Genomic DNA, 21,963 nt, shown 5'->3' with positions numbered 1-21,963 from the left:
CCAGATGTCCCTGGAGAACAAGAACGCCATCGTCTACGGAGCCGGTGGATCGATCGGCCGTGAAGTGGCGAAGGCGTTCGCCAAGGCAGGTGCCCGCGTCTACTGCGCCGGGCGCACCCGCAAGAACCTCACCCCGGTGGTCAAGGAGATCACCAACGCCGGCGGCTGGGCGAAGGCCAACGTGGTCAACGCCCTGAACGAAGCCGCAGTGGAACGGCACGCGAAGACGGTGGTGGCCGAAAGCGGCAGCCTGGACATCTCGATCAACCTGATCAGCCGCGGCGACGTGCAGGGCACGCCGCTGCTCGACATGATCGCCGACGACGTGACCGGGCCGGTCCTGACCGGGCTCACCACGAACTACCTCACCGCCCGGGCGGCCGCCCGGCACATGACCGAGCAGGGCTCCGGAGTGATCCTGGGCCTGAACAGCGGTTCGGCCAACGGCAGCCCGATGATGGGCGCCACCGGCCCGGCCGACGCGGCGATGGACACGCTGTTCCGCAACCTCGCGGCGGAGCTCGGCCCGGCCGGCGTCCGCGTGCTGGGCATCTGGACGGCGGGCCTGCCGGAGACCCTGTCCCGGGAGAAGCTCGCGGCCCACAGCGGCGGCCAGGAGATGGACGAGGAGGCCTTCCAGGGAGTGCTGGAGCACCTCGACGGCATGCGGATGACGAAGAAGTCACCCACGCTGGCCGAGGTTGCGGCCACGGCGACGTTCCTCGCATCCGAGCGAGCGGGCGCGATCACGGGCACGTTCGTGAACGTCACGAGCGGCACCTTCCCGAGCTGAGAAGAGGCCAAGGCGCCGAAGGGGATCCTCACCACCGGTGGGGATCCCCTTCGGCGTTTCCGCGTGCGGGTCAGACGTCGGACCAGGAGACGTTGTCGGGCCGCGCGCCCCCGGACGAGACGAACCGGCGGACGGCTTCCCGTACCTGGCCGACCGGGATCTCGGCGTGCGCTGGGACTTCCCGGACATGAGCCTGCTCGTCGTATTCGATCACCTCGCGTGAGGTCGATCCGTTCGTGCTGAGGGCGCTGCGTCCGGTCTGGCTGATGTGGGTGACGAAGCCGCGCTCGCCATTGATCCCCGCTTCGAGGACTGCACCCGATTCTTCGTGCTCGAGGGCCGCCATACGCGGCAATTCACCCGGCTTCCGGTCTTCGGCCATGCGGGTGAGCAGCTCGTCGGCCTCGGCCGGGCCGGTCAGGCTCGCACCTTCGCGTGTGTAGTACGCCGTCACCGCCATCGCGGCACACCCCCTCCGGTGTAGGTCTTCACGTAACCGTCCGTCCCGTGCACGGTGATCGTGTAGCCATCGGGCAGCACGACCGGAAGCAGCCTGTCACAGCTGTACGGGCCTCGGCACGGCACGTTGTTGATCACGAGGGTGACATGCCGCATGCCCGGGTCTGATTCGCCCTTCTCGCGCATCATCGCGGCCAACCTCAGCTCGACATCCGATGCTCTCGCGATGGGCACCCGGGGACACCCTTCGCCGGTCAGCACGGCGTTGACCTTCTCCTTCCACTCGTCGGACTCGCTGACCATGGCGTGGACCCGGCCCCGGGTGTCGACCCACCGGCCGTGTGTCTTCTGCCCGCGCCCTTGTTCGACCGGAGGTGGCAGCTCGGCGCGAAGTTCGTCGAGCCGCTCTTTCAGCACCCGAACGGGAGGACTCGCATCGCTCGCCGGGTCGGCCGGCGGTTGTGCTGTCGGCGGGGTGCGCTGCGGAGCCGGCTGCGCGGTAGAGCGTCCCAAGCCTGCTGAATAGGCCCGGAGCTGCTCCGATGCCCGGCTCAACCGGCGGATGGTCGCGTCGACCTTGTCGCGGGCCCGCTGGGTGACACCGGGCAGGTCGGCGATCGCGGACCCGGCGGTGGCCTCGGTCAGTGCGGCGGTTGCCTCGGTCAGGGCACCGGACGACTGTCGTGCGGCTTCTTGGGCCTGTCCGATGGCCGCGATCCCGGCTGCGATGGCGGCGGTCACGGCCTCGAAATCGTTCACTCTCGCCTCCCCCCGTTTTCGATCTTCACATGAGGAGGGCGTCACCGCGCTATTTCTTCCATCGTGCGCCGCGTCGCGATCCATCGCGGCGCAAGGCGGATTTCTTCCAGCGTTCCCTCGTGCCGCTGCGAGGCGCCCGCCAGGCAAACCATGAGACGTCCGGCCCCCGTTCCGGATGTGAGGCTGGGCACCAGGCCGCCGTTGGGGGACGGCGGCCGGTCCACGAACTCTCACATCAAGGAGGCCGGCACATGTCCGGACCGGTCGGAAGCGTCGCCGTCGTCCTGGGTGGCAGCATGGCCGGCAGCCTGGCGGCCCGGGTGCTGTCGGAGTCCTACGAGGACGTCCTCGTCCTCGACCGGGACGTCCTGCTCGGGGTCACCACCCCGCGCAAGGGCACGCCGCACACCCGCCACGCCCACGGGCTGCACGCGCGCGGTCAGCGCGTCCTCGAAGACTTCTTCCCCGGCTTCACCGACGAGCTGCGCGCCAGCGGCGCCCCGGTCGGCGACCTGGGGGAGATGCGCTGGTACTTCAACGGCCTGCGCCTGCCCTACACCCACACCGGCCTCGTCTCGGTGACGCCGACCCGCCCGGTGCTGGAGAACCACGTCCGCACCCGGGTCGCCGCGCTGCCGAACGTGACCTACCTGGAGCGGCACGACATCCTCGGCCTGGTGTCCACTTCGGACAACTCGCGGGTGATCGGTGTGCGGGTGCGCGACGAGGAAGGCACCGAGAAGGTGCTGCGCGCCGACCTCGTCCTCGACGCCACCGGCCGCGGCTCGCGGACGCCGGCGTGGCTGGAGCAGCTCGGCTACGAGCGGCCCAGCGAGGACCGCGTCAAGATCGGGCTCGCCTACACCACGCGGTTCTACCGCCGCCCGGCCGGCTCGTTCACCGACACCTGGTCGATCAACCCGGTCGCTTCGCCGGAGCACCCGCGCGGCGCGTTCTTCGGACTGTCCGATGAGGACACCTGCATCGTGTCGCTCACCGGCATCCTCGGCGACCACCCGCCGACCGACGACGAGGGTTTCCTCGCCTTCGCGAAGTCGTTGCCGGTGCCCGACGTCTACGACGGCATCAAGGACGCCGAGCCGCTCGACGACGCGACGTCGTTCGGGTTCCCGGCCAGCGTCCGCCGCCGTTACGAGCACCTGGACCGGTTCCCGGCCGGCCTGCTCGTGCTCGGCGACGCGATCTGCAGCTTCAACCCGGTCTACGGCCAGGGCATGAGCGTCGCCGCCTGGGAGGCGTTCACCCTGCGCGAGCACCTGCGCGCCGGCGACATCGACCAGTACGCCTACTTCCGCGACATCGGCCAGGTCGTCGACGCGCCGTGGGCGGTCTCGGCCAGCGGTGACCTCGCCTTCCCGGACGTCGAGGGGGAGCGCACCCCGGAGATCGAGCAGGGCAACGCCTTCATGGGCCTGCTGCAGTACGCCGCGTCGAAGGACCAGGAAATCGTCAAGGCGTTCATGCGCGTGGCCGGGCTGATCGACCCGCCGACCGCGCTGATGGACCCGGAGCTGGTGCAGCGCGTGCTGTCCTACCAGCCCGGCGGCGCGGCCGACCAGGCCGCCTGAGGAGTTCCGCCGGCAGGCCCGCGGCGACGGCCGCGGGCTCGCCGGCCTGCCCCACCGACCCCGGATTCTCCTTGCCAGGCAGGGGATCCAAGCCCGCAAAGACGGAGACGTGGCCCGCCGCGCCCGTGGTTAGCGTCGGAACCGGCGCTGCAGGATTCGAGGAAATTGGAGTGGTGATCATGGCCCGGTCCGTTCACGAGGCGTTCTCCGCGCAGGCCGCCCGAACCCCCGACGCGGTGGCGGTGTCCGGTCCGGACCGCACGCTGACGTACCGGGAGCTCGACGAGCGCGCCAACCGGCTCGCGCACCGCCTCACCGGTCTCGGCGCGGGCCCGGACGTCCCGGTCGCCGTGCTGCTCGAGCGCAGCGCCGACGTGGTCGTCACGTTCCTGGCCGCGCTCAAGGCCGGCGCCTTCTATCAGCCGATCCACTCGGCCTACCCGGCCGACCGCCGCCAGTGGATCATCGACCACTCGAAGGCCACGATCCTCGTCACGGACGCGGCGTCGAAGGGCCTCGGCGTCCCGTCGGTCTCCGACATCGTGCTGGCCGCGGAGGACCTTTCGGACCAGCCGGCGACGGCGCCCGAGGTCACCCTGGACGAGAACGCCCCGGCGTACGTCATGTACACCTCGGGCTCCACCGGCGAGCCGAAGGGCGTGGCCGTGCGCCACACCGACGCCCTCGCCCTGGCGCTCGACTCCACCTGGGACACCGGCAACCACGAGCGCGTCCTGCTCATCGCGCCGCACGCGTTCAACGTGTCGACCTACGAGATCTGGGTGCCGCTGCTGCACGGCGGCACGGTCTTCGTCGCCCCCGAGGGCAAGCTCGACATCGCCGGCCTCGGCGCCCTGCTGGCCGGGAACGCGATCACCGGCGTGCACCTCACCGCCGGCCTGTTCCGCGTCGTGGCCGAGGAAGCCCCGGAGAGCCTCGCCGGCGTCCGCGAGGTCCTCACCGGCGGCGACGTCATCGCGCCGACCGCCGTCGCCCGCGTGCTCGAGGTCAACCCGGGCCTGGTCGTCCGGGCCATGTACGGCGCCACCGAAGGCACCGTCTTCAGCACCAACTCCGCGATCACCGCGCCCTACACGCCGGGCCCCGTGGTCCCCGTCGGCCGCGCGATGGACGGCGTCGAGCTGCACGTGCTCGACGAGCGGCTCGACCCGGTGCCCGACGGCACCGTCGGCGAGCTCTACTTCGGCGGCGTCGGCGTCGCCCTCGGTTACGCCGGCCGCCCGGACCTGACCGGCGAGCGTTTCGTCGCCAGCCCGTTCGGCCCCGACGGCGCCCGGCTGTACCGCACCGGCGACCTGGTGCGCCGCACCACCGCCGGCGAGATCGAGTTCGTCGGCCGCGCCACCGACCAGGTCAAGATCCTCGGCTTCCGGGTCGAGCTGGCCGAGATCGAGGCCGCCATCTCCGGGCACCCGGGCCTGGCCGACGTCGCCGTCGTCGCCCGCGAGGTCAAGGCCGGCGACGTCCGGCTGGTCGCCTACCTGGTCGCCGAGGACGGCGAGCCCGACGCGGGCGCCATCCGCGAGCGCGTCCGCACCCGCCTGCCCGAGTACATGCTGCCCGCCGCGTTCGTGGTCGTCGAGCAGCTGCCGCTGACGGCCAACGGCAAGCTCGACCGGGCCGCGCTGCCGCAGCCGGAGTTCGAGACCGCGGGCGCGTCCCGCGCGCCGAGCGGCCCCAAGGAAGAGGCGCTCTGCCGCGCGTTCTCCGAGGTGCTCGGCGTCGAAGAGGTCGGCGTCGACGACAGCTTCTTCGACCTGGGCGGCCACTCGCTGCTGGCGATGCGCCTGCTCAACCGGATCCGCGCCGAGCTGGGCGTGGAACTGAAGATCAACACGCTCTTCGACACTCCGACCGTGGCCGGCCTGGCCCAGGTGCTCTGAGGGAGACCGAGATGACCAACCCCTTCGACGACCCGGACAAGAACTACACCGTCCTGGTGAACGCCGCGGGCGAGCACTCGCTGTGGCTGTCCGGCATCCCGGTCCCCGGGGGCTGGGACGTGGTGCACGGCCCGCGCGGCCGGGTGTCCTGCCTGGACTACATCAGTGAGAACTGGCGCGACCTGCGACCCAACCCGGCCGCCCGCCGCGCCGCCTGAAAACTCCCGGACGCCGCCCACCGCGCTCATCCCGGAAACGAGGAAAGAAGGTTCCCCATGGCCACCCCGAATCCGTCGGTGCTCGACGGCCTCGAACTGGACTACGTCCGGTTCTACGTCGGCAGCCTCGACACGGCACGGAACTGGCTGGTGCGCGGGTACGGGCTCGGCGAACGGCCGCTGGGTGACGCCGGGCCGGACTGGGCCGCCGTGCGGTCGACCGAGATCGGCGCCAACGACGTCCGGTTCGTCTTCAGCGAGCCCCTGGTCGAAGACCACCCCGGCACCGCCTACGTCGACCACCACGGCGACGGCGTCGCGGACATCGCGCTGCGCGTCAGCGACGCGACGGCCGCCTTCGAAGCGGCCGTCGCCCGCGGCGCCCGCCCGGTCGCCGGGCCGAGCCGGGCCGGCGGGGTCGTCACGGCCAGCATCATGGGCTTCGGCGACACGCTGCACACCTTCGTCGAATACCCGGACGGCCCGCCGGCGCCGATCACCGTGGACGCCGAAGAACCCGGTGCCCTGCTGGAGATCGACCACTTCGCGGTGTGCGTGGAGAACGGTCACCTCGACGCCACCGTCGACTTCTACCGGGACGTGCTGAACTTCGAGCTGATCTTCGACGAGACGCTCGCGATCGGCGCGCAGGCGATGACCACGAAGGTGGTGCAGAGCAAGTCCGGCAGCGTCACGTTCACGCTGATCGAGCCGGACACCTCGAAGGAGCCGGGCCACATCGACGACTTCCTCAAGGACCACGGCGGCGCGGGTGTGCAGCACATCGCCTTCGCCGCCAACGGGATCATCGAGGCGGTCGAGCTGCTGCGCGACCGGGAGGTCGAGTTCATGGGCACCCCGGACTCCTACTACGCGGACCTGCTGCAGCGCGTCGTGCCGGAGCAGTACTCGCTGGCGGACCTGCGCGATCAGCAGGTGCTCGTCGACGAGGACCACGACGGCCAGCTGTACCAGATCTTCGCCCGGTCGGTGCATCCGCGGAACACGATCTTCCTGGAGCTGGTCGAACGGCTCGGGGCGCGCGGGTTCGGCAGCGGCAACATCACCGCGCTGTACCAGGCCGCCGAGCGCCAGCGCGACCACTCCTGAACCAGCACCCGCTACCCACCGCCCGCTCGCGCCGTTACGAAGGGAACCCGCGATGAGCATCTCCGAGGCCGGCGCCACGGCCGGCCGCTACCCGCTGTCGGCCAACCTCGGTCTGCTGTGCATCTTCGACAAGGGGGCGACGGACGGTGCGTTCGGACCGCGGCACCTGGTGATCCACGGCTGGCGGGTGCGCGGCGAGCTGGACCTGGCCGCGCTCCAGGGCGCGCTGGACGACGTCGTCGAGCGGCACGAGATCCTGCGCACGGAGATCGTCCGCGACGGCGGCGAGCAGTACCAGCGCGTCCACCCGCCGTCCTCGCCCGAGCTGCGGGTGCACCAGCTGACCGACAACGGCCTGCCGCGCGACGAGCAGGTCGACGACTTCGTCAACACGGTCGAAGCGGGCCGGCTGGGCGCCGACGCCCTGCCGCACCTGCGCGCCGAGCTGGGCCGCTTCGACGACCAGGACGGGGTGCTGGTGCTCATCGTGCACCACACGGCCGGTGACGGCTGGTCGCTGCACGTGCTGATCCACGAGCTGGCCGTCAGCTACGCGCGGCGTCGCGGGCTCGACGTCCCGCAGCTGCCGGAAGCCCGCCAGTACGGGGACTTCTCCGTCTGGCAGATCGACGATCTGGCCAGCGCGAACTCCCAGGCGTCGCGCGACTACTGGGGCGGCAAGCTGCGCGGCGGGCGGATGCTCGACATCAAGTCCGACCGCACGCTCGCCCCGGAGACCGCGGCCGTCTACGCGGTGGAGCGGTTCCTGCTCGACGCCGAGCTCACCCGCGGCACCATGGAGTTGGCGCGGGTGATGCACTGCTCGCCGTTCATGGTCCTGCTGGCCGCGTTCAACGCGCTCCTGGCGCGGATCTCCGGCGCCACCGACCTGGTGGTGCCGATCATCACCTCCGGCCGTTCCGACTCGTCGTTCATGGAGACCATCGGGCCGTTCTTCAACCTGGTGCCGCTGCGGACCGACATCGAGGGCTGCCGCACGTTCTCCGAGCTGGTGCTGCGGATCCGCGCCACCTGCCTGGAGGCCTACGCGCACGAACTGCCCTTCAGCGAGGTCGTCGCGCAGGCGCCGGAGATCAACAAGACCTACGAGCGGGACGACAACGCCGTCTGCGCGATCCAGGTCCTGCAGTTCCCCGGCATGACCGAAGCCGAGACCGTCGGCGACGTCGAGTACGCCGAGGTCCGCAAGCGCACCAAGTCCTGCGACGACACCTCCGACATCCCCAACGGGGTGCTGTGGGCACTCGACATCCTCGCCGACGGCGAGATCGCCGGCACCAGCCGCTACAACACCGAGCAGTTCGACCGGGAGACGATGGTCCGGATGATCGAGGACTACCAGGCGATCCTGGCGTCCGGGCTGACCGACCCCAACCGTCCACTGTGGGCACTCTGACCACTGTGTCATCCGGGGCCGAGCCCCGGACCCCGCCGGGGGCGGGCCCCCTGGACCCCCAAAAGCACGTTAGGGCGATCTCTCGAGGAGGAAGGCGCAGATGAGCGCAAGCGAAGAGGACTTCGACGTCGTCGTCATCGGCGGCGGCCCGGGCGGCGCCGCGACAGCGGGTCTGCTGGCCGGCATGGGCCACCGGGTGCTGGTGATCGAGCGTGAGAAGTTCCCGCGCTACCACATCGGCGAGTCCCTGATCACCGGGGCACTGCCCACTTTGGACGACCTGGGCCTGCTGAAGCGCCTGGACGACATGGGCTTCACCAAGAAGTACGGCGGCACCCTGCTGTGGGGCAAGAACCAGGGCACCTGGGGTTTCCGGTTCACCGAGTCGGCGCTCTACGACCACGCCTACCAGGTCCGCCGCGCCGACTTCGACGCCCTGGTGCTGGGCCGCGCCCGTGAACTGGGCGCCACGGTGCTCGAAGAGGTCACCGTCCGCGAGCCGGTCTTCGACGGCGAGCGGATGGTCGGCATCACCTACACCGAGAAGGGCAGCAAGGACGTCCGGACGGTGCGCTCGAAGTTCGTCGTCGACGCCTCCGGCCAGAACCACCTGCTGGCCAAGCACTTCGACATGGTCTCCTGGCACGACGACCTGCGCAACATCGCCACCTGGAGCTACTGGCAGGGCTGCAACCTCTACGGCGGCACCAAGGCCGGCGACATCATCTCGGAGAACCGGCCGACCGGGTGGGTCTGGTTCATCCCGCTCTCGGACGGCACGGTCAGCGTCGGCTACGTGACGCCGCTGGAGGAGTACCAGAAGTCCGGGAAGTCGCTGGAGGACCTGTACCTCGAGCAGGTCCAGGCGACCGAAGAGGTCAGCACGCTCGTCAAGGGCGCGCGCCGGGTCAGCGGGTTCCGCAACATCCGCGACTGGTCCTACACCTCCGAGCGCTTCCACGGCCCGGGCTGGGCGCTGGTCGGCGACGCCGCCGCGTTCGTCGACCCGCTGCTCTCCACCGGCGTCACGCTGGCGCTGCGCGGGGCGCGGGCACTGGCCGACGCGATCGACGGCTCGCTGCGCGACGCCTCGGTCGAGGACGAACTGCTCGGCCTGTACGAGGAGAGCTACCGGACGTTCCTCGACTCGGTCCTGGACTTCGTGCGCTTCTTCTACGACCGCACGAAGAACAAGGAAGACTACTGGGACAAGGCCCAGCAGCAGATCGACCCGCAGAAGCTGCGGCCGCGGGAGACGGACTTCGCGACCATGCTCTCGGGCCTCACCGGCATCAACGACATCTTCGAGCAGCGCAGGCGGGCGGCGTAAGACCGCCGCATCGGTTACTGGGAGCGGAAAATGAGCACACACGAAGGGGACATCCTCGCGCCGCGGGGAACTGGCCTCACCTACCGCGGGGTCGCCTACGACTGCGGCTCCAACCACGAGACGGGCCAGGGCTCGAACTCGCGCATGGTGTGGAGCGACGACATCATGCGCACGGAGATCGACTCGATCGCCGACGGCCTGAAGGCGAACTCCGTCACGATCTACGGCACGCTGTTCGACCGCCTCGAGGCGACGACGGCGTACGCCATCGAGCGCGGCCTGCACGTCTGGCTGCAGCCGCGCCTGATGGACGGCGAGCAGCCGGCGGTGCTGGAGCACATCGGGAAGACCGCCGCGCTGGCCGAGAAGTTCCGCCTGCAGGGCGCGGACATCCACGTCAGCGTCGGGTGCACGCACGCGATCCAGACCATGGGGATCATGCCGGGCGAGTTCTACCACAACCGGATGGGCAACGCCTTCCCCGACTCCGACCACCACTTCCTGCGCCCGGTCGGCCCGATCGACCACGACGACGTCGAGCGCAAGCTCAACGCGTTCCTGGCCAAGGCGGTGGAGGTGGCGCGCGCGAACTTCGGCGGCGGCATCACGTACTCGGCCGGCTCGTTCGAGCGCGTCGACTGGACGCCGTTCGACTACATCGGCATCGTGGACTACTACCACCCGAAGCCGGACCGCGAGGCCTACCTCGCCGAGCTGGCCGCGTACCGCAAGTGGAACAAGCCGATCATGATTTCCGAGTACGGCACGTTCACCTACAAGGGCGCGTCGGAGAAGGGCCTGCTGGGCTTCGACATCGTGGACCGCACGGTCGAGCCGCCGCGGGTCTTCGACGGCTTCGTCCGCGACGAGCAGGCCCAGGCGGACTTCCACCTGGACCGGCTGCGCCTGTACGACGAGTTCGGGATCTACAGCGTCGCGGTGACGGAGTTCGTCCACCCGACGCACCCGCACTCGGAGGACCCCCAGTGGGACCTCGACACGGCGAGCATGACGATCACGAAGACCATCCGCGACGACTACTTCGACCACTTCACGACGTACCACATCGAGCCGAAGGAGTCCTACAAGGCGATCGCCCGCTACTACGAGGCGGTCACCGAGCGGGAACACCGCGCGGCAGCCTGACCTGGGGGCCCACAAGAGCCGCCTCGCTCCCCGCGAGGCGGCTCTTCCCATGCCCGCGTGTCGTCCATCCGAGTACGCGTGTCGTCCGGCCGGGTACGCGAGCCGACCGTCCGGGTACGTGAGCCGACCGTCCGGGTACGTGAGCCGACCGTCCGGGTACACGAGTCCGCAGTGGCGGGTACGCCGGACTCGCGTGATCAGGGCCGTGACCCGGCCACGTACACACGAAAGAGCCCCGGGCCGGCGAACCGGTCCCGGGGCTCTCGGACGAAAACCTACGCCGCCGCGGCGGCCGAGGCCTCCGTGAAGCTGATCGGCAGCTCGTTGAGACGGTGCACGAAGTAGCTCGGCTTCCAGCCCAGCTCCGCGTCCGGGATCGCCAGCTGGATGTCCGAGAAGCGCGCCAGCAGGCTCTTGAAGAAGATCTCGCCCTCGAGCCGGGCCAGCGGGGCGCCCAGGCAGAAGTGGATGCCGTGGCTGAACGCCAGGTGCGGCGTCTGGCGCTCCAGGTCGAACCGGCCCGGGTCCGGGAAGTCGCGGGCGTCGTAGTTCGTCGCGGTCAGCGAGATGGCCACGTGCTCACCCGGCTGGACGACGACGTCGCCGATGGTGACCTCCGCCTTGGCGAAGTGGTAGGTCACCGTGACGACCGGCGGGTCGACGCGCAGGATCTCCTCGATCGCCTTGGGCACCAGGTCCGGGTTGGCCCGCAGCGCGGCGAGCTGCTCCGGGTTGCGCAGCAGCGCCAGGATGCCGTTGGCGATCATGTTGACGGCCGTCTCGACCGAGCCGATCAGCATCAGGAAGATGTTGGACCGCAGCTCGATGTCCGAGAGCGTCGCGTTGCCCTCCTGGCCGGACAGGATCGCCGAGATCATGTCCTCGCCGGCGACCTCCTTGCGCTGCGAGATGAGGTTCGTCAGGTACTCGTCGAACCAGCGGCCGGCCTGGAAGATGTCGTTCTGGTCGGTGACCTCGCCCAGACCGGTGACGATCGAGCAGTACTGGCGGAACTCCTCGCGGTCGGACATCGGGACGCCGAACCACTCGCAGATGACCTCGTTGGGCAGCGGGATCGCCAGGTCCTCGACGACCTCCGCGGTGCCGGCCGCGGCGATCGCGTCGAGCAGCCGGTCGGTGATCTGCTGCACCCGCGGGCGCAGGTTCTCCATGTACCGCGGGGTGAACGCCTGCGACACGAGCTTCTTCATCCGCGTGTGGTCCGGACGGTCGTTGAAGACCATGGAGTGGCGGAAGAAGTCGTCGTTGTACAGCGCGAGGTACGGCTTGAGCGTCGGGCTGGCGACCTTGTCACTGCGCGCCAGGCGCGGGTCGGACAGCGCCCGCCGCGCCTCGCGGTAGCCGGTGACGAGCCACGCCGGCATGCCGTCGGGCATGGCCACCTTGTGGATCGGGCTGTCGGTGCCGAGCTTGGCGAGCAGCTGCGGCGGATTGGTCAGATCCGTCGCCTCGAGCGGCACGCGAGGGGCGTCTTCTGCGGACATCACTCACTCCTCAAAGTATTTCCGGGCCGAACCGCCGCGGTACCCCAGGACGGCCGCGGGTCCTCGTTCCCCGGCTTCATCTTCGTTGCGCCCCCGGCGCCGGACACCTCGCGTCTTGCCCAGTTCACCGGCGCATGTCCGGCACGGTCCAGCCGTCGAGGTCGTACTCGTTGAGGCACGTGTCGACGAACCGCTTGTAGTCGTCGACGTCGCCGGAGGCCACCTGGCCGAACAGCAGCTCGATGCGGGTGTTCTCGTGGCTGCCGGCGTAGTTGCGCTCGTAGAGCTCGTGCCGGCCGCCGAACTCCGTGCCCACGGCGTCCCACAGCAGCTTCATCACCTTGACGCGGGTCTCGGCGTCGATGCCGTTCGACCCGCGGACGTAGGTGTCGAGGTAACCGCGGATGTCGGGGTTCTTGAAGTCCTCGGCGCTGGAGTTGATGTAGATCAACGCGCTCGCGACGTCCTGCAGCACGATCTCGCGGATGCGCGCGTAGCCGACCTGGGTGAACCAGCGGTAGGCCTGGCCGTACGCCGGGTTCGGCAGCAGCGCGCCGTCGCGCCACGGCACCGGGTTGCGGGCCGCGGCGTCCGAAAGTCCCCAGAACAGGTTGCGCCACGCCAGAACCTCACCGAGACGGGTCTGCACGCCGCGGAAGTCCTCGGTGCCGGTGATCTCGAGCGCCTTCGCGAGCAGGCCCGCGATGAACTCCAGCTTCACCGCCAGCCGGGTGCAGCCCTGGAAGGTGGAACGCTCGATGAAGCCGGACTGCCCGGTGAACGTCTGCACCTTGCCGAGGTCCCCGTAGATGAAGACGTTCTCCCACGGGATGAGGACCTTGTCCAGCACCAGGATCGTGTCGTTCTCGTCCAGCCGCGAGGACAGCGGGTAGTCGAACGGCGAGCCGACGGCGTTGGCCATCGACGTGTACGACGGCCGGCAGATCAGCTTCATCCCCTTGGCGTCCATGGGGATCGTGGCCACGAGCGCGAACTCGCGGCGCTTGATCGGCAGGCCGTAGTGGGCGATGAAGTTGTAGTGCGTCAACGCCGATCCGGTCGCGACGACCTTGGCGCCGCTGACGATCAGGCCGGAGTCGGTTTCCTTCTCCACGTGGACGAACACGTCGCGGACCTCGTCCGGCGGCTTCTTGCGGTCGACCGGCGGGTGCACCAGCGCGTGGTTCCAGTAGAGGACCTTCTCCTGCGACTCCTTGTACCAGCGCTTGGCGTTGTCCTCGAACGGCGCGTAGAACTCGGAGTTCGCGCCGAGCGTGCCGAGGAACGACGCCTTGTAGTCGGGGCTGCGGCCCATCCAGCCCCAGCTCATCCGCGCCCACGCCGCGATCGCCTTCTGGTCGGCGACCATGTCCTCGACGCTGTGCGGCGTCCGGAAGAACCGGTGCGTGTAGCCGCCGCTGCCGGTGTCGGTCGGCGCCGTCAGCACGTCCTTGTACTTCGGGTCGTGCAGGGCGTCGTAGAGCCGCGCGGTCATCCGGATCGGGTTGCGGAACGCCGAGTGCTCGGTGACGTCCTTGACGCGCTCGCCGTTGATGTAGACCTCGCGGTCGTCACGCAGGCTTTCGATGTACTCGGCGCCGGTCAGCGGCCGGGCCGGACGGCTTCCGCCGGCCGGTGCGGACGCGGCCGGTGCGGGGCCCTCCGGGTGTTCGCTCATGGCTGCTTCCCCTTGTCCGGTCACTTCTTGCGGGCGAGCGTGACGCCGTCGGCGATCGGCAGCATCACGGTCTCGAACCGCTCGTCCACGGCGAGCTTGGCGTTGACGCCGGCGACGACTTCGGCGGCGTAGCGCGGAAGATCCTCTTCGACGTCTTCGGGCGCCGCGACCGTGCCGTGCAGCAGCACGTTGTCGAGGATCAGGAGCCCGCCCGAGCGCAGCATCGGCGTCACGGCGTCGATGTAGTACGGGTAGGACGTCTTGTCGGCGTCGATGAACACCAGGTCCGCCGTACCGTCGGCGACCAGGCCGGGCAGCGTCTTGCGGCCGGGACCGAGCTTGAACTCGATCCGGTCGGCGACACCGGCCAGCTCCCAGTGCTTGCGGGCGATGCCGACCCAGTCCTCGGTGACGTCGCAGGTGATCACGCGACCGCCGGGTACGAGCCCGCGCGCGAAGGCCAAAGAGGACAGTCCGGTGAACGTCCCGACGTCGACGACCAGCTTCGGCGCGACCAGCTTCGCGATCAGGTGCAGGAAACCGGCTTGTTCGACCGGCGTCAGCATTTCCGAGAGTTCACCGACCTTCGCGGTGTCCTCGATCAGGCTTTGCACCACCGCGTCGGGTTCCGTGCAGGAACCGACCACGTAGGCGATCGTCTTCTCGTCCAGGAAACTGAACGTACTCATGCGTCCTCCACGACGGCGCGCGATCCGGCCGGGTTCCGGTGGGCTGAAAGTTTCTGGGGGTTCCGGGTGGCGGAGCCCCCGGCCCGGGGCGGAGCTCCGGCTGTGAAGGCAAGTATCGGCACCGGTGCGAAGGCCTTGCGTCTCCTCGTTTGCACAGCCCACGGGCCCTCAGCACGGCGGGAGATGCGCCGCCGCGGGCACGGCGACGATCCTCGCTGTAGTCAGGAATTTCGCGCCGGGACCGGCGTCGCGAGCGCCGTCGGCACGGCGTTCCGCGGCTCACGCGGACCCTCGCCGGCCTTGGCCGTCCCGGGTGCGCCTGACTCCCACCGGCGACGACACCACATCCGGAGTCGAGGAGATTCGATGCGAGTCCTGTTCACCGTCTACCCGAACTCACTGGCGCACCTCTACCCGGTGGTCCCGCTGGCGTGGGCGCTGCAGAGCGCGGGCCACGAGGTCCGCATCGCGGCGCACCACACCGCGGCGGACATGATCATCAAGACGGGCCTGACCCCGGTGCTGCTCGGCGATCCGAACCAGCCGCCCGTGCGGCTCACCGACGACTGCGCCCCGCCGCACCACCAGGACCTCGTGAACCGCTACGCCGACGTGATGGGCCTGTCGCCCGAGGGTCGCGAGCACTGGATCGTGTTCTACCAGTGGCTGATGCAGCCGACGTCGGACTACGTGCGGCTCGACCGCTCCGAGGCCGAGGACCTGATCGAGTTCGCGAAGGCCTGGCAGCCGGACCTGATCTCGTGGGACGCCACCATCCCGGCGGCCGCGGTCGCGGCGAAGGTCTGCGGCGCGGCGCACACGCGGCTGCTGATCGGGCACGACATGTTCGGCTGGAGCCTCGACCGGCTCGCCGAGAACGAATCCGCCCTCAAGGCGGCCGGCCTCGACCCGAACCCGCTGGCCACGCTGATCCGCCCGCTGGCCGAGAAGTACGGCTTCGAGGTCGACGACGAGCTGCTCGTCGGGCAGTGGAGCATCGAGACGATGCTGGAGGGCCTGCGCCTGCCGACCAGCACGAAGAAGCTGCCGATGCGGCACGTCCCCTACGTCGACCCGGAGACGTTCCCGAAGTGGCTCTACCAGCGTCCCGAAGCGACGCGCTGTGAGTGCTGCGGCCGCAAGAACCGCCGCCGCGTCGCGCTGTCGCTGGGCGAGTCCACCCGCCGGTTCATCAACGGCGACTGGGACCGCGCGCCGAAGATCCTCCAGGCCGTCGGCCAGCTCGACGACCTCGAGATCGTGGCCACGCTGGACAAGGCGCAGCTGCACGACGTCCAGGAGATCCCGCCGAACGTCAAGGTCATCGACTGGGTCAACCTGCCGCACCTGATGCCGACCTGCTCGGCCCTGATCCACCACGGCGGCATCGGCACCTACTCCTCGGCCGTGGCGCACAAGGTCCCGCAGCTGGTCTGCGACCTCGAGGGCGTCTCGCTGCTGATGCGCCTGGTGACCGACGAGGACGCCGACGTCCACAAGACCGGCACCTACCGCCTCGGCTGGGAGTTCGACGAGCGCGAGGAAGGCCAGCCCGACCAGGCGACCTCGCACTGGGAGCTGCCGGCGAAGAAGGTCGAGGCCACGGTGGTCTCGGACTTCGTCATCTCGACGGGCGCGGGTGTCCGCCTCGACCACCGCGCCAACACGGTCGAGGAGATCCGCGACCTGGTCTGGTCGGTGGCCACCGACCCGAACTACCACCACGCGGCCGCGGCCCTGCACGACGACTGGCTGGCGATGCCCAGCCCCAGCGACATCATCCCGGACCTGGAGAAGCTGATCGTCCAGCACCGCCGCTGAGCCTCCCGCACCGCACGCGAAAGCCGCCGTCCCGAACCCTCGGGGCGGCGGCTTTCGTCGTGCGGAAACACTTGCCGCACAACGAAAAGGCCCCGCCGGGCGAACCCGGCGGGGCCTTCACCACAACTGCGTCAGAGCACCTCGACCTCCGGCACGAACCGGATCCACTTGCCGCCGGCCGCGCGGAAGGCGCGCTCCTTGGCCGTGATCTCGGCCGCGTGGTTCCACGCGAACAGCACCGCGTAGTCCGGGTAGTCGTCCGAGAACGCCGCCGGCGGCTTCACCGGCAGGTGCGAGCCCGGCAGGAGGTGGCCCTGCTTGCCCGGGGTCGAGTCGACGACGAACGGGATCAGGTCGGTCGTGATGCCGCAGTACGTCGTCACCGTCGAGCTCTTGCCCGGCGCGCCGTAACCGACCACCGTCTTGCCCTCGGCCTTCAGGTGGGTGAGCAGCCCGACGAGGTCGTCGCGGATGCGCTCCACGTTCTGGCCGAAGCGCGTGAACGTCAGCGGCTCCGAGAGCTTGCCCGCCTCTTCCTCGGCGAGCAGCGCGTCGAGCGCGGCCGACGGCGTGCGCGCGCCCGGGCGGGCGATCGTGTAGCGGACTTCGCCGCCGTGCATGGCGATGTGCTCGGCGTGCACCAGCTCGAACCCGAACTGCGCCGCCATCCGCTGCACCGAACCCGCGCTGAAGTAGAACACGTGCTCGTCATAGATCTGGTCGAACGCCATGCCGTCGATGATCGTGCCGAGGTAGGGCTCCTCGAACACGAAGATGCCGTCCTCCGACAGCAGCGCGTCGATGCCGCGGAACAGCGATTCGACGTGCGCGATGTGGCAGATCGTGTTGGCGCCGAAGATGACGTCCGCGGCCCCGTGCGCGCCGCGGACGGCGGCCGCGGTGTCCTGGTCGAAGAACGCGGAGAGCACCTGGACACCCTTGGCCCGGGCCAGGTCCGCGACGTTGCCGGACGGCTCGACACCCAGGTGCCGCACGCCGGCCTCGGCGATCGTCGAGAGCATGACGCCGTCGTTGCAGCCGATCTCGACGATGAACGGGTCGGGCCCGGTGAGCTCGTTCGCGAGGAACCACTCGGCGTCGGTCCGGAAGTGCTTGCGGTGCCCCTCGGAGCCGGAAGCCTGGTACCGGTAACCCGCGTGGTAGCGCAGCTCCTGCGGCACCTCCTCCATCAGCTGCACCATCGTGCAGCTCTCGCACGCCCCGACCGCCAGCCGGAAGCGGAACTCGCCGGCCACCTCGTGGGGGAGCAGGAAGCCGTTCGCCGTCGGCTGGTTGCCCAGGTCGACGAACTCGACGACCTGGTCACCGCACACCCGACACTTCGTACCCATGGACTGGCCCTCACTGTTCGTGGTCATGGAATCCTCACTCCGCGCCCTTGTCGTCCTGGCCGAGCCACCAGTCCGCGCCGCGCGCCCACTCGACGGTCTTGATCAGGCCGTCGCGCAACGCGGTTTCGGGCCGCCAGCCGAGGATCGCCTGTGCCTTGGCGTTGTTCGGCACGCGCCGCGGCAGGTCCTGGTACGACGCCCCGAGCTTCACGCCGGTGTCGACGTCGACGACGTCGGTCGCGCCGGTGATCTCGCCGACCAGCCGGACGACCTCGCCGATGGTGGTCTCGACCATGCTGCCGATGTTGAACGCCTGCCCGGCCGAGTCCGGGTGGTCCGCGGCGAGCAGGGTGCCCTCGATCGCGTCGTCGATGAACGTGAAGCAGCGGGTCTGCCGGCCCTCGTCGTAGACCACCAGCGACCGCCGGTTGAGCGCGCGGTGGACCGACCGGCTGACGATGTAGGCGGGCCGCTGGCGCGGGCCGTAGACGTTGAAGTAGCGCACGATGGTCGCCTCGAGCCCGCGCTGGCGGGCGAAGGCGAACGTCAGGTGCTCGGCCAGCGCCTTGCTGGAGGAGTAGGACCACCGGTCGTGCGACGTGCCGCCGAGGACGCGGTCGCCGTCCTCGTCCCACGGCACCGCCGGGTTCTTGCCGAACACCTCGCTCGTGCTGGCCAGCACGACCTTCGCGCCCGCCTCGAGCGCGAGGTCGAGCACCGAGCGGGTGGCGGCGTAGTTGATGTCGATGACGTCGAGCGGGCGCGCCAGGTACTGGTCGACGCCGACGACCGCGGCGAGGTGGTAGACGACGTCGACGCCGGGCCGGATCGCCTCCGCCAGCTTCGCCGTGTCGCGCAGGTCCGCGGTGATGTACTCGACGCCGTCGACCGGGAAGCGCGGCGCGGCCGCGTCCAGGACGGTGACGCGGTCGCCGCGGTCGACCAGGCGCTCGACCAGGTGCGAGCCGAGGAAGCCGGTGCCGCCCGTGACGACGGCGTGGCGGGCAACGTGAGGGGTGGTCATCGGCCGGTCTCCGTCCAGATCCGCTGCGCGCCTTCGTCCGGGCCGGTGATCGCGTCACCGCGGCCGATGCCGCGGTAGACGTAGCCGGCCGCGCGCAGTTCGGCGATCTTTTCCTTGGGGTAGTAGGCCCGGCCGTCGAGGACCAGGCAGTTCTCCGCGACCGGGAGGGCGGCGAAGTCGATGTCGTGGAAGTCGCGGTGCAGCGCGAGGATCGCGACGCAGTCCGCGTCCCGCACGGCCTCTTCCAGGCTGGCGGTGGGCCGGACGCCGAAGAGCTCCTCGGCCGCGTCCGGGTCGACCAGCGGGTCGTGCACGGTGACGGTGAGCCCCGCCTTGGCGAGCGTCTTCACCGCGCCGACGGTCGGGGTGGCCCGCAGGTCCCCGGTGTCGTTCTTGAACGCCAGGCCCAGCACGGCGACCTTGCTGCCGGTGGGGTTCTTGCCCTGGCGCACCAGTTCGTCGACGGCCAGCTGCGCGGTGTACTCCGGCATCCCGGCGTTGACCTCGCGCCCGGCCGGAGCCGTCCTGATCTGCAGCCCGCGCCGGTCGGCCGAGCGCCACACCATCCACGGGTCCTTGGTCAGGCACGATCCGCCGACACCCACGCTGGGCAGCAGGATGTTGACGTTGCCCGCGCCCTTGGGGATCGTGTTCGCCGCGGTGATCACGTCGAGCACGTCGACGCCGTAGAGCGCGCAGAACTTCGCGAGCTCGTTGGCCAGCGCGATGTTCAGGTCGATCCACCAGTTGCTGGCCAGCTTGACGATCTCGGCGGCTTCGAGCGAGTCGCGGGGGATCACCTCGACGTCGAGCGCGCGGCGCCAGAACGCCTCCGCGGCGGCCTCGCTGTCCGCGCCGAGCCCGCCGGCGACGATCGGGAACGTCCGCAGCTCGCGCAGGGCCGTGCCCTCGGCGAGCCGTTCGGGGGTGAACGCCAGGCCGAAGTCGACGCCGCCGGTCAGGCCGCTCTCCTCCAGCAGGGGCAGCACGATGCCGCGGGTGGTGCCCGGCGGGACGGTGCTCTTGAGCACGATCAGCTGGCCGGGGCGCAGGTGCGGGCTCAGCGCCCGGCAGGCGCCGCGCAGCTGTTCCTCGGCCAGAGAGCCGTCCTCGCGCACCGGGGTGCCGACCGAGATGAGGATGACGTCGGCCTCGGCCGCGTCGGCGATCTCCGTCGTGACGCGCAGGTGCCCGTCGGCGAGGCCCTGGAAGATCAGGTCGGCGAGGCCTTCCTCGGCGAACCGGCAGTGGCCGCGCGCGAGCTCGTCGAGCAGGCGGGGATCGGTGTCGACGCCGACGACGTCGAACCCCCGGTCGGCCAGTGTCGCGGCGATGCACGAGCCGACATAGCCGAATCCGATCACCGCCACTCGGAGCTGGTCGTGGTCGGGCAGAAAACGCATTCGCGTCTCCAATCGAGTGATGATGCCTCCGGGTCCGGCTCGCGGGCCGGCGACGGCATCGAGCGCGGGTCCTGCACGAACTCGTCGGGGGCGAACGCGGACGGGTCCGGCCGATGGCCCGGCCGGACCGCCGATCTCCCCAGCGACCATGGTCCGCGCGGGCCGTCGCCGCCCGCGTCTCCTCTGTTGCTTGCGCCGCACCGCCGGAGACGCGCCGGCCGTGCGGGGCGCTTATCGTGGGCCCATGGCTGACGTCGATCTCCCGGTGATCCGGCAGATCTCCTCCCGGCAGGTGTACGAGAACGCGTGGCTGAGCGTGCGCGAAGACGCCATCGAGCGCCCCGACGGCTCGGAGGGCATCTACTCCGTGATCGACCGGCCGGACTTCGCCATCGTGATCGCGGCCGAGCGCGGCGGGTTCCACCTCGTGGACCAGTACCGCTACCCGCTCTTGGCGCGGTACTGGGAGTTCCCGCAGGGCTGTTACCCCGATCGCCGCGACGGCGACCCGCTGGAGCTGGCGCACCGCGAGCTCACCGAGGAGACGGGCCTGCGCGCCGCGTCGATGGTGCCGATCGGCCGGCTCGCGGCGTGGCACGGCGCGAGCGGCCAGATGTGCACGGTGTTCCTGGCGACCGGCCTCGTCCAAGGCGAGCCGGAGCGCGAGCACGAGGAGCAGGACATGCGCCACCGGTGGTGCTCACGCGCGGAGTTCGAGGCCCTGATCCGCACCGGCGGCATCCGCGACAACACGACGGTGGCCGCGTACACCCTGCTGAAACTCCACGAAGAAGCCTGAAGGCAAATTTCACACGAAAGTGCTACGCCAGGTGCCCCCACAACCGAACTTTCCCTAGGAAAGATACGTCCAGGGGGCCTTCGGACGCATCTTTCCCAGGGAAAGTGACGAGTCGGCGGGGTGCGGTCAGGGGCGGACGATCTCCCGCAGGGCCACGGCGAACTCGTCGGGGTGGGTGACGTACCCGACGTGCCCGCCGGGCAGGTGCACGATCGGGTTGCCGGTGTGCCCGGCCAGCACGGTGTTGGGGCGGTACGGGAAACCGTCGCGCGCGGTGTCGCCGCCGGCCAGCACCAGCTTGTCCGAAAGGGACTTCAGCAGCACCAGGTCCGGGCGGTAGGCCGGGTAGGGCAGCAGCTCGTGCTCGAACCAGAACACGTGGTTGCGGCGGATCCGGCCGAGCATCTCGGCGAGCTCGTCGGGCGGCAGCTCGGTGCGCCGCGGTGGTTTCGTCGTGGTGTCCATGCCCATCCCGGTGCGGAACGCCTTGCGCGCGGCGTCGACGCCCTCGCGCTGGTAGGTCTCGTACAGGTCGGAGTAGAACCCGAGCCACTTCTCGGCGTCCGGCAGCACCGACGCCAGCGGCGGCTCGTGCGCGACGACGGTGTGCACCAGGTCGGGGTGCCGCTCCAGGGTGGCGAGCGCGACGATCGCCCCGGAGCTCGACCCGAACACCGCGGCCGGGCCCGGCGCGAGGTGCCGCAGCAGGGCGCCGATGTCGTGCGCGTCGTCGGCCAGCCGGTCGTCGCCGACCGGGCCGTCGAGCGGGCTGCGGGAGAAGCCGCGCCGGTCGTAGGTGATCACCGTGTACTCGTCGGACAGGGTCTCCGCGAGCGGCACGAAGGGCGCGGCGTCGCCGTTGCCGCTGGGGATGACCAGCAGCGCCGGGCCGGCGCCGCGGACCTCGTAGTACAGGCTCGCACCGGGTACGGCCAGCCGGTCGATGGTGACTCGCATGCGCATCCTC

General features: G+C 70.1%; 19 protein-coding genes. 10 read left to right on the top strand and 9 right to left on the bottom strand.

Features of this window, described 5'->3' with window-relative positions:
* Nucleotides 1-4: 4 nt before the first annotated feature.
* Complete coding sequence (locus tag OHS18_RS19055; RefSeq protein WP_328450733.1) at nt 5-793, top strand: SDR family NAD(P)-dependent oxidoreductase; 789 nt, start codon at nt 5-7, stop codon at nt 791-793.
* A gap of 70 nt (nt 794-863) precedes the next feature.
* On the opposite strand, the gene OHS18_RS19050 is transcribed toward OHS18_RS19055, so the two are convergent.
* Both OHS18_RS19050 and OHS18_RS19045 read right to left on the bottom strand, forming a co-directional pair.
* Nucleotides 864-1,253: an Imm1 family immunity protein gene (locus tag OHS18_RS19050; RefSeq protein ID WP_328450735.1), complete on the bottom strand. Its 390-nt coding sequence runs from the start codon at nt 1,251-1,253 to the stop codon at nt 864-866.
* Nucleotides 1,244-2,011: a DddA-like double-stranded DNA deaminase toxin gene (locus OHS18_RS19045; protein WP_328617942.1), complete on the bottom strand. Its 768-nt coding sequence runs from the start codon at nt 2,009-2,011 to the stop codon at nt 1,244-1,246. Before OHS18_RS19045 ends, OHS18_RS19050 begins: the two co-directional genes overlap by 10 nt.
* Before the next feature lie 251 nt (nt 2,012-2,262).
* On the opposite strand from OHS18_RS19045, the gene OHS18_RS19040 reads away from it, so the two are divergent.
* From OHS18_RS19040 to OHS18_RS19010, 7 genes are all read left to right on the top strand, one after another.
* On the top strand, nt 2,263-3,600 hold the full coding sequence (locus OHS18_RS19040) for an FAD-dependent oxidoreductase (protein WP_328450739.1): 1,338 nt from the start codon (nt 2,263-2,265) through the stop codon (nt 3,598-3,600).
* 179 nt (nt 3,601-3,779) lie between these two features.
* Complete coding sequence (locus tag OHS18_RS19035; protein WP_328450741.1) at nt 3,780-5,504, top strand: non-ribosomal peptide synthetase; 1,725 nt, start codon at nt 3,780-3,782, stop codon at nt 5,502-5,504.
* Between the two features lie 11 nt (nt 5,505-5,515).
* Nucleotides 5,516-5,722 carry an MbtH family protein gene (locus OHS18_RS19030; protein ID WP_328450743.1) on the top strand — a complete coding sequence of 69 codons (207 nt, stop codon included), beginning with the start codon at nt 5,516-5,518 and terminating at the stop codon, nt 5,720-5,722.
* Nucleotides 5,723-5,779: 57 nt separating this feature from the next.
* The gene (hppD, locus tag OHS18_RS19025; protein WP_328450745.1) at nt 5,780-6,832 is read left to right on the top strand and encodes a 4-hydroxyphenylpyruvate dioxygenase; all 1,053 of its coding nucleotides are present in this window, start codon (nt 5,780-5,782) and stop codon (nt 6,830-6,832) included.
* Between the two features lie 52 nt (nt 6,833-6,884).
* Complete coding sequence (locus OHS18_RS19020) at nt 6,885-8,249, top strand: condensation domain-containing protein (RefSeq protein ID WP_328617941.1); 1,365 nt, start codon at nt 6,885-6,887, stop codon at nt 8,247-8,249.
* Nucleotides 8,250-8,349: 100 nt separating this feature from the next.
* Nucleotides 8,350-9,579, top strand: coding sequence for an NAD(P)/FAD-dependent oxidoreductase (locus OHS18_RS19015; RefSeq protein ID WP_328450749.1), 1,230 nt, complete (start codon nt 8,350-8,352; stop codon nt 9,577-9,579).
* Nucleotides 9,580-9,609: 30 nt separating this feature from the next.
* Entirely contained in the window at nt 9,610-10,725 is a 1,116-nt protein-coding gene (locus OHS18_RS19010) for a hypothetical protein (protein ID WP_328450751.1), read from the top strand.
* Nucleotides 10,726-11,000: 275 nt separating this feature from the next.
* Here OHS18_RS19010 and OHS18_RS19005 read toward each other — a convergent pair whose 3' ends face one another.
* From OHS18_RS19005 to OHS18_RS18995, 3 genes are all read right to left on the bottom strand, one after another.
* Entirely contained in the window at nt 11,001-12,230 is a 1,230-nt protein-coding gene (locus tag OHS18_RS19005) for a cytochrome P450 family protein (RefSeq protein WP_328450753.1), read from the bottom strand.
* Between the two features lie 124 nt (nt 12,231-12,354).
* The gene (locus tag OHS18_RS19000; RefSeq protein WP_328450755.1) at nt 12,355-13,908 is read right to left on the bottom strand and encodes a 4-hydroxyphenylacetate 3-hydroxylase family protein; all 1,554 of its coding nucleotides are present in this window, start codon (nt 13,906-13,908) and stop codon (nt 12,355-12,357) included.
* A gap of 20 nt (nt 13,909-13,928) precedes the next feature.
* Nucleotides 13,929-14,597, bottom strand: a complete 669-nt coding sequence (locus tag OHS18_RS18995; protein ID WP_328450757.1) for an O-methyltransferase — start codon at nt 14,595-14,597, stop codon at nt 13,929-13,931.
* 366 nt (nt 14,598-14,963) lie between these two features.
* On the opposite strand from OHS18_RS18995, the gene OHS18_RS18990 reads away from it, so the two are divergent.
* Nucleotides 14,964-16,418, top strand: coding sequence for a nucleotide disphospho-sugar-binding domain-containing protein (locus OHS18_RS18990; RefSeq protein WP_328450759.1), 1,455 nt, complete (start codon nt 14,964-14,966; stop codon nt 16,416-16,418).
* Nucleotides 16,419-16,549: 131 nt separating this feature from the next.
* Here the strand turns inward: OHS18_RS18990 and OHS18_RS18985 are convergent, their stop codons facing one another.
* The 3 genes from OHS18_RS18985 to OHS18_RS18975 are packed head-to-tail and all read right to left on the bottom strand — an operon-like array spanning nt 16,550 to nt 20,197.
* Nucleotides 16,550-17,797, bottom strand: coding sequence for a class I SAM-dependent methyltransferase (locus tag OHS18_RS18985; protein ID WP_328450761.1), 1,248 nt, complete (start codon nt 17,795-17,797; stop codon nt 16,550-16,552).
* Between the two features lie 7 nt (nt 17,798-17,804).
* Nucleotides 17,805-18,794 carry an NAD-dependent epimerase/dehydratase family protein gene (locus OHS18_RS18980; protein ID WP_328617940.1) on the bottom strand — a complete coding sequence of 330 codons (990 nt, stop codon included), beginning with the start codon at nt 18,792-18,794 and terminating at the stop codon, nt 17,805-17,807.
* Nucleotides 18,791-20,197: a nucleotide sugar dehydrogenase gene (locus OHS18_RS18975; RefSeq protein ID WP_328450766.1), complete on the bottom strand. Its 1,407-nt coding sequence runs from the start codon at nt 20,195-20,197 to the stop codon at nt 18,791-18,793. Before OHS18_RS18975 ends, OHS18_RS18980 begins: the two co-directional genes overlap by 4 nt.
* 244 nt (nt 20,198-20,441) lie before the next feature.
* On the opposite strand from OHS18_RS18975, the gene OHS18_RS18970 reads away from it, so the two are divergent.
* Nucleotides 20,442-20,996, top strand: coding sequence for an NUDIX hydrolase (locus tag OHS18_RS18970; protein ID WP_328450769.1), 555 nt, complete (start codon nt 20,442-20,444; stop codon nt 20,994-20,996).
* A 126-nt stretch (nt 20,997-21,122) separates the two neighbouring features.
* Here OHS18_RS18970 and OHS18_RS18965 read toward each other — a convergent pair whose 3' ends face one another.
* Nucleotides 21,123-21,953: an alpha/beta hydrolase gene (locus tag OHS18_RS18965; protein ID WP_328450771.1), complete on the bottom strand. Its 831-nt coding sequence runs from the start codon at nt 21,951-21,953 to the stop codon at nt 21,123-21,125.
* Between the last annotated feature and the right edge of the window lie 10 nt (nt 21,954-21,963).

The organism is Amycolatopsis sp. NBC_00355, assembly GCF_036104975.1.
Classification (GTDB): domain Bacteria; phylum Actinomycetota; class Actinomycetes; order Mycobacteriales; family Pseudonocardiaceae; genus Amycolatopsis.
Note: the sequence above shows the minus strand (reverse complement) of the source record. Positions and strands in the feature narration are given on the sequence as shown.

Excerpts from the sequence above, each read along its gene's own strand:
- OHS18_RS19055 (WP_328450733.1), top strand. The coding sequence starts at position 5 with ATGTCCCTGGAGAACAAGAACGCCATCGTCTACGGAGCCGGTGGATCG.
- OHS18_RS19050 (WP_328450735.1), bottom strand. The coding sequence starts at position 1,253 with ATGGCGGTGACGGCGTACTACACACGCGAAGGTGCGAGCCTGACCGGC.
- OHS18_RS19040 (WP_328450739.1), top strand. The coding sequence starts at position 2,263 with ATGTCCGGACCGGTCGGAAGCGTCGCCGTCGTCCTGGGTGGCAGCATG.
- OHS18_RS19035 (WP_328450741.1), top strand. The coding sequence starts at position 3,780 with ATGGCCCGGTCCGTTCACGAGGCGTTCTCCGCGCAGGCCGCCCGAACC.
- OHS18_RS19030 (WP_328450743.1), top strand. The coding sequence starts at position 5,516 with ATGACCAACCCCTTCGACGACCCGGACAAGAACTACACCGTCCTGGTG.
- hppD (WP_328450745.1), top strand. The coding sequence starts at position 5,780 with ATGGCCACCCCGAATCCGTCGGTGCTCGACGGCCTCGAACTGGACTAC.
- OHS18_RS19020 (WP_328617941.1), top strand. The coding sequence starts at position 6,885 with ATGAGCATCTCCGAGGCCGGCGCCACGGCCGGCCGCTACCCGCTGTCG.
- OHS18_RS19015 (WP_328450749.1), top strand. The coding sequence starts at position 8,350 with ATGAGCGCAAGCGAAGAGGACTTCGACGTCGTCGTCATCGGCGGCGGC.
- OHS18_RS19010 (WP_328450751.1), top strand. The coding sequence starts at position 9,610 with ATGAGCACACACGAAGGGGACATCCTCGCGCCGCGGGGAACTGGCCTC.
- OHS18_RS19005 (WP_328450753.1), bottom strand. The coding sequence starts at position 12,230 with ATGTCCGCAGAAGACGCCCCTCGCGTGCCGCTCGAGGCGACGGATCTG.
- OHS18_RS19000 (WP_328450755.1), bottom strand. The coding sequence starts at position 13,908 with ATGAGCGAACACCCGGAGGGCCCCGCACCGGCCGCGTCCGCACCGGCC.
- OHS18_RS18995 (WP_328450757.1), bottom strand. The coding sequence starts at position 14,597 with ATGAGTACGTTCAGTTTCCTGGACGAGAAGACGATCGCCTACGTGGTC.
- OHS18_RS18990 (WP_328450759.1), top strand. The coding sequence starts at position 14,964 with ATGCGAGTCCTGTTCACCGTCTACCCGAACTCACTGGCGCACCTCTAC.
- OHS18_RS18985 (WP_328450761.1), bottom strand. The coding sequence starts at position 17,797 with ATGACCACGAACAGTGAGGGCCAGTCCATGGGTACGAAGTGTCGGGTG.
- OHS18_RS18980 (WP_328617940.1), bottom strand. The coding sequence starts at position 18,794 with ATGACCACCCCTCACGTTGCCCGCCACGCCGTCGTCACGGGCGGCACC.
- OHS18_RS18975 (WP_328450766.1), bottom strand. The coding sequence starts at position 20,197 with ATGCGTTTTCTGCCCGACCACGACCAGCTCCGAGTGGCGGTGATCGGA.
- OHS18_RS18970 (WP_328450769.1), top strand. The coding sequence starts at position 20,442 with ATGGCTGACGTCGATCTCCCGGTGATCCGGCAGATCTCCTCCCGGCAG.
- OHS18_RS18965 (WP_328450771.1), bottom strand. The coding sequence starts at position 21,953 with ATGCGAGTCACCATCGACCGGCTGGCCGTACCCGGTGCGAGCCTGTAC.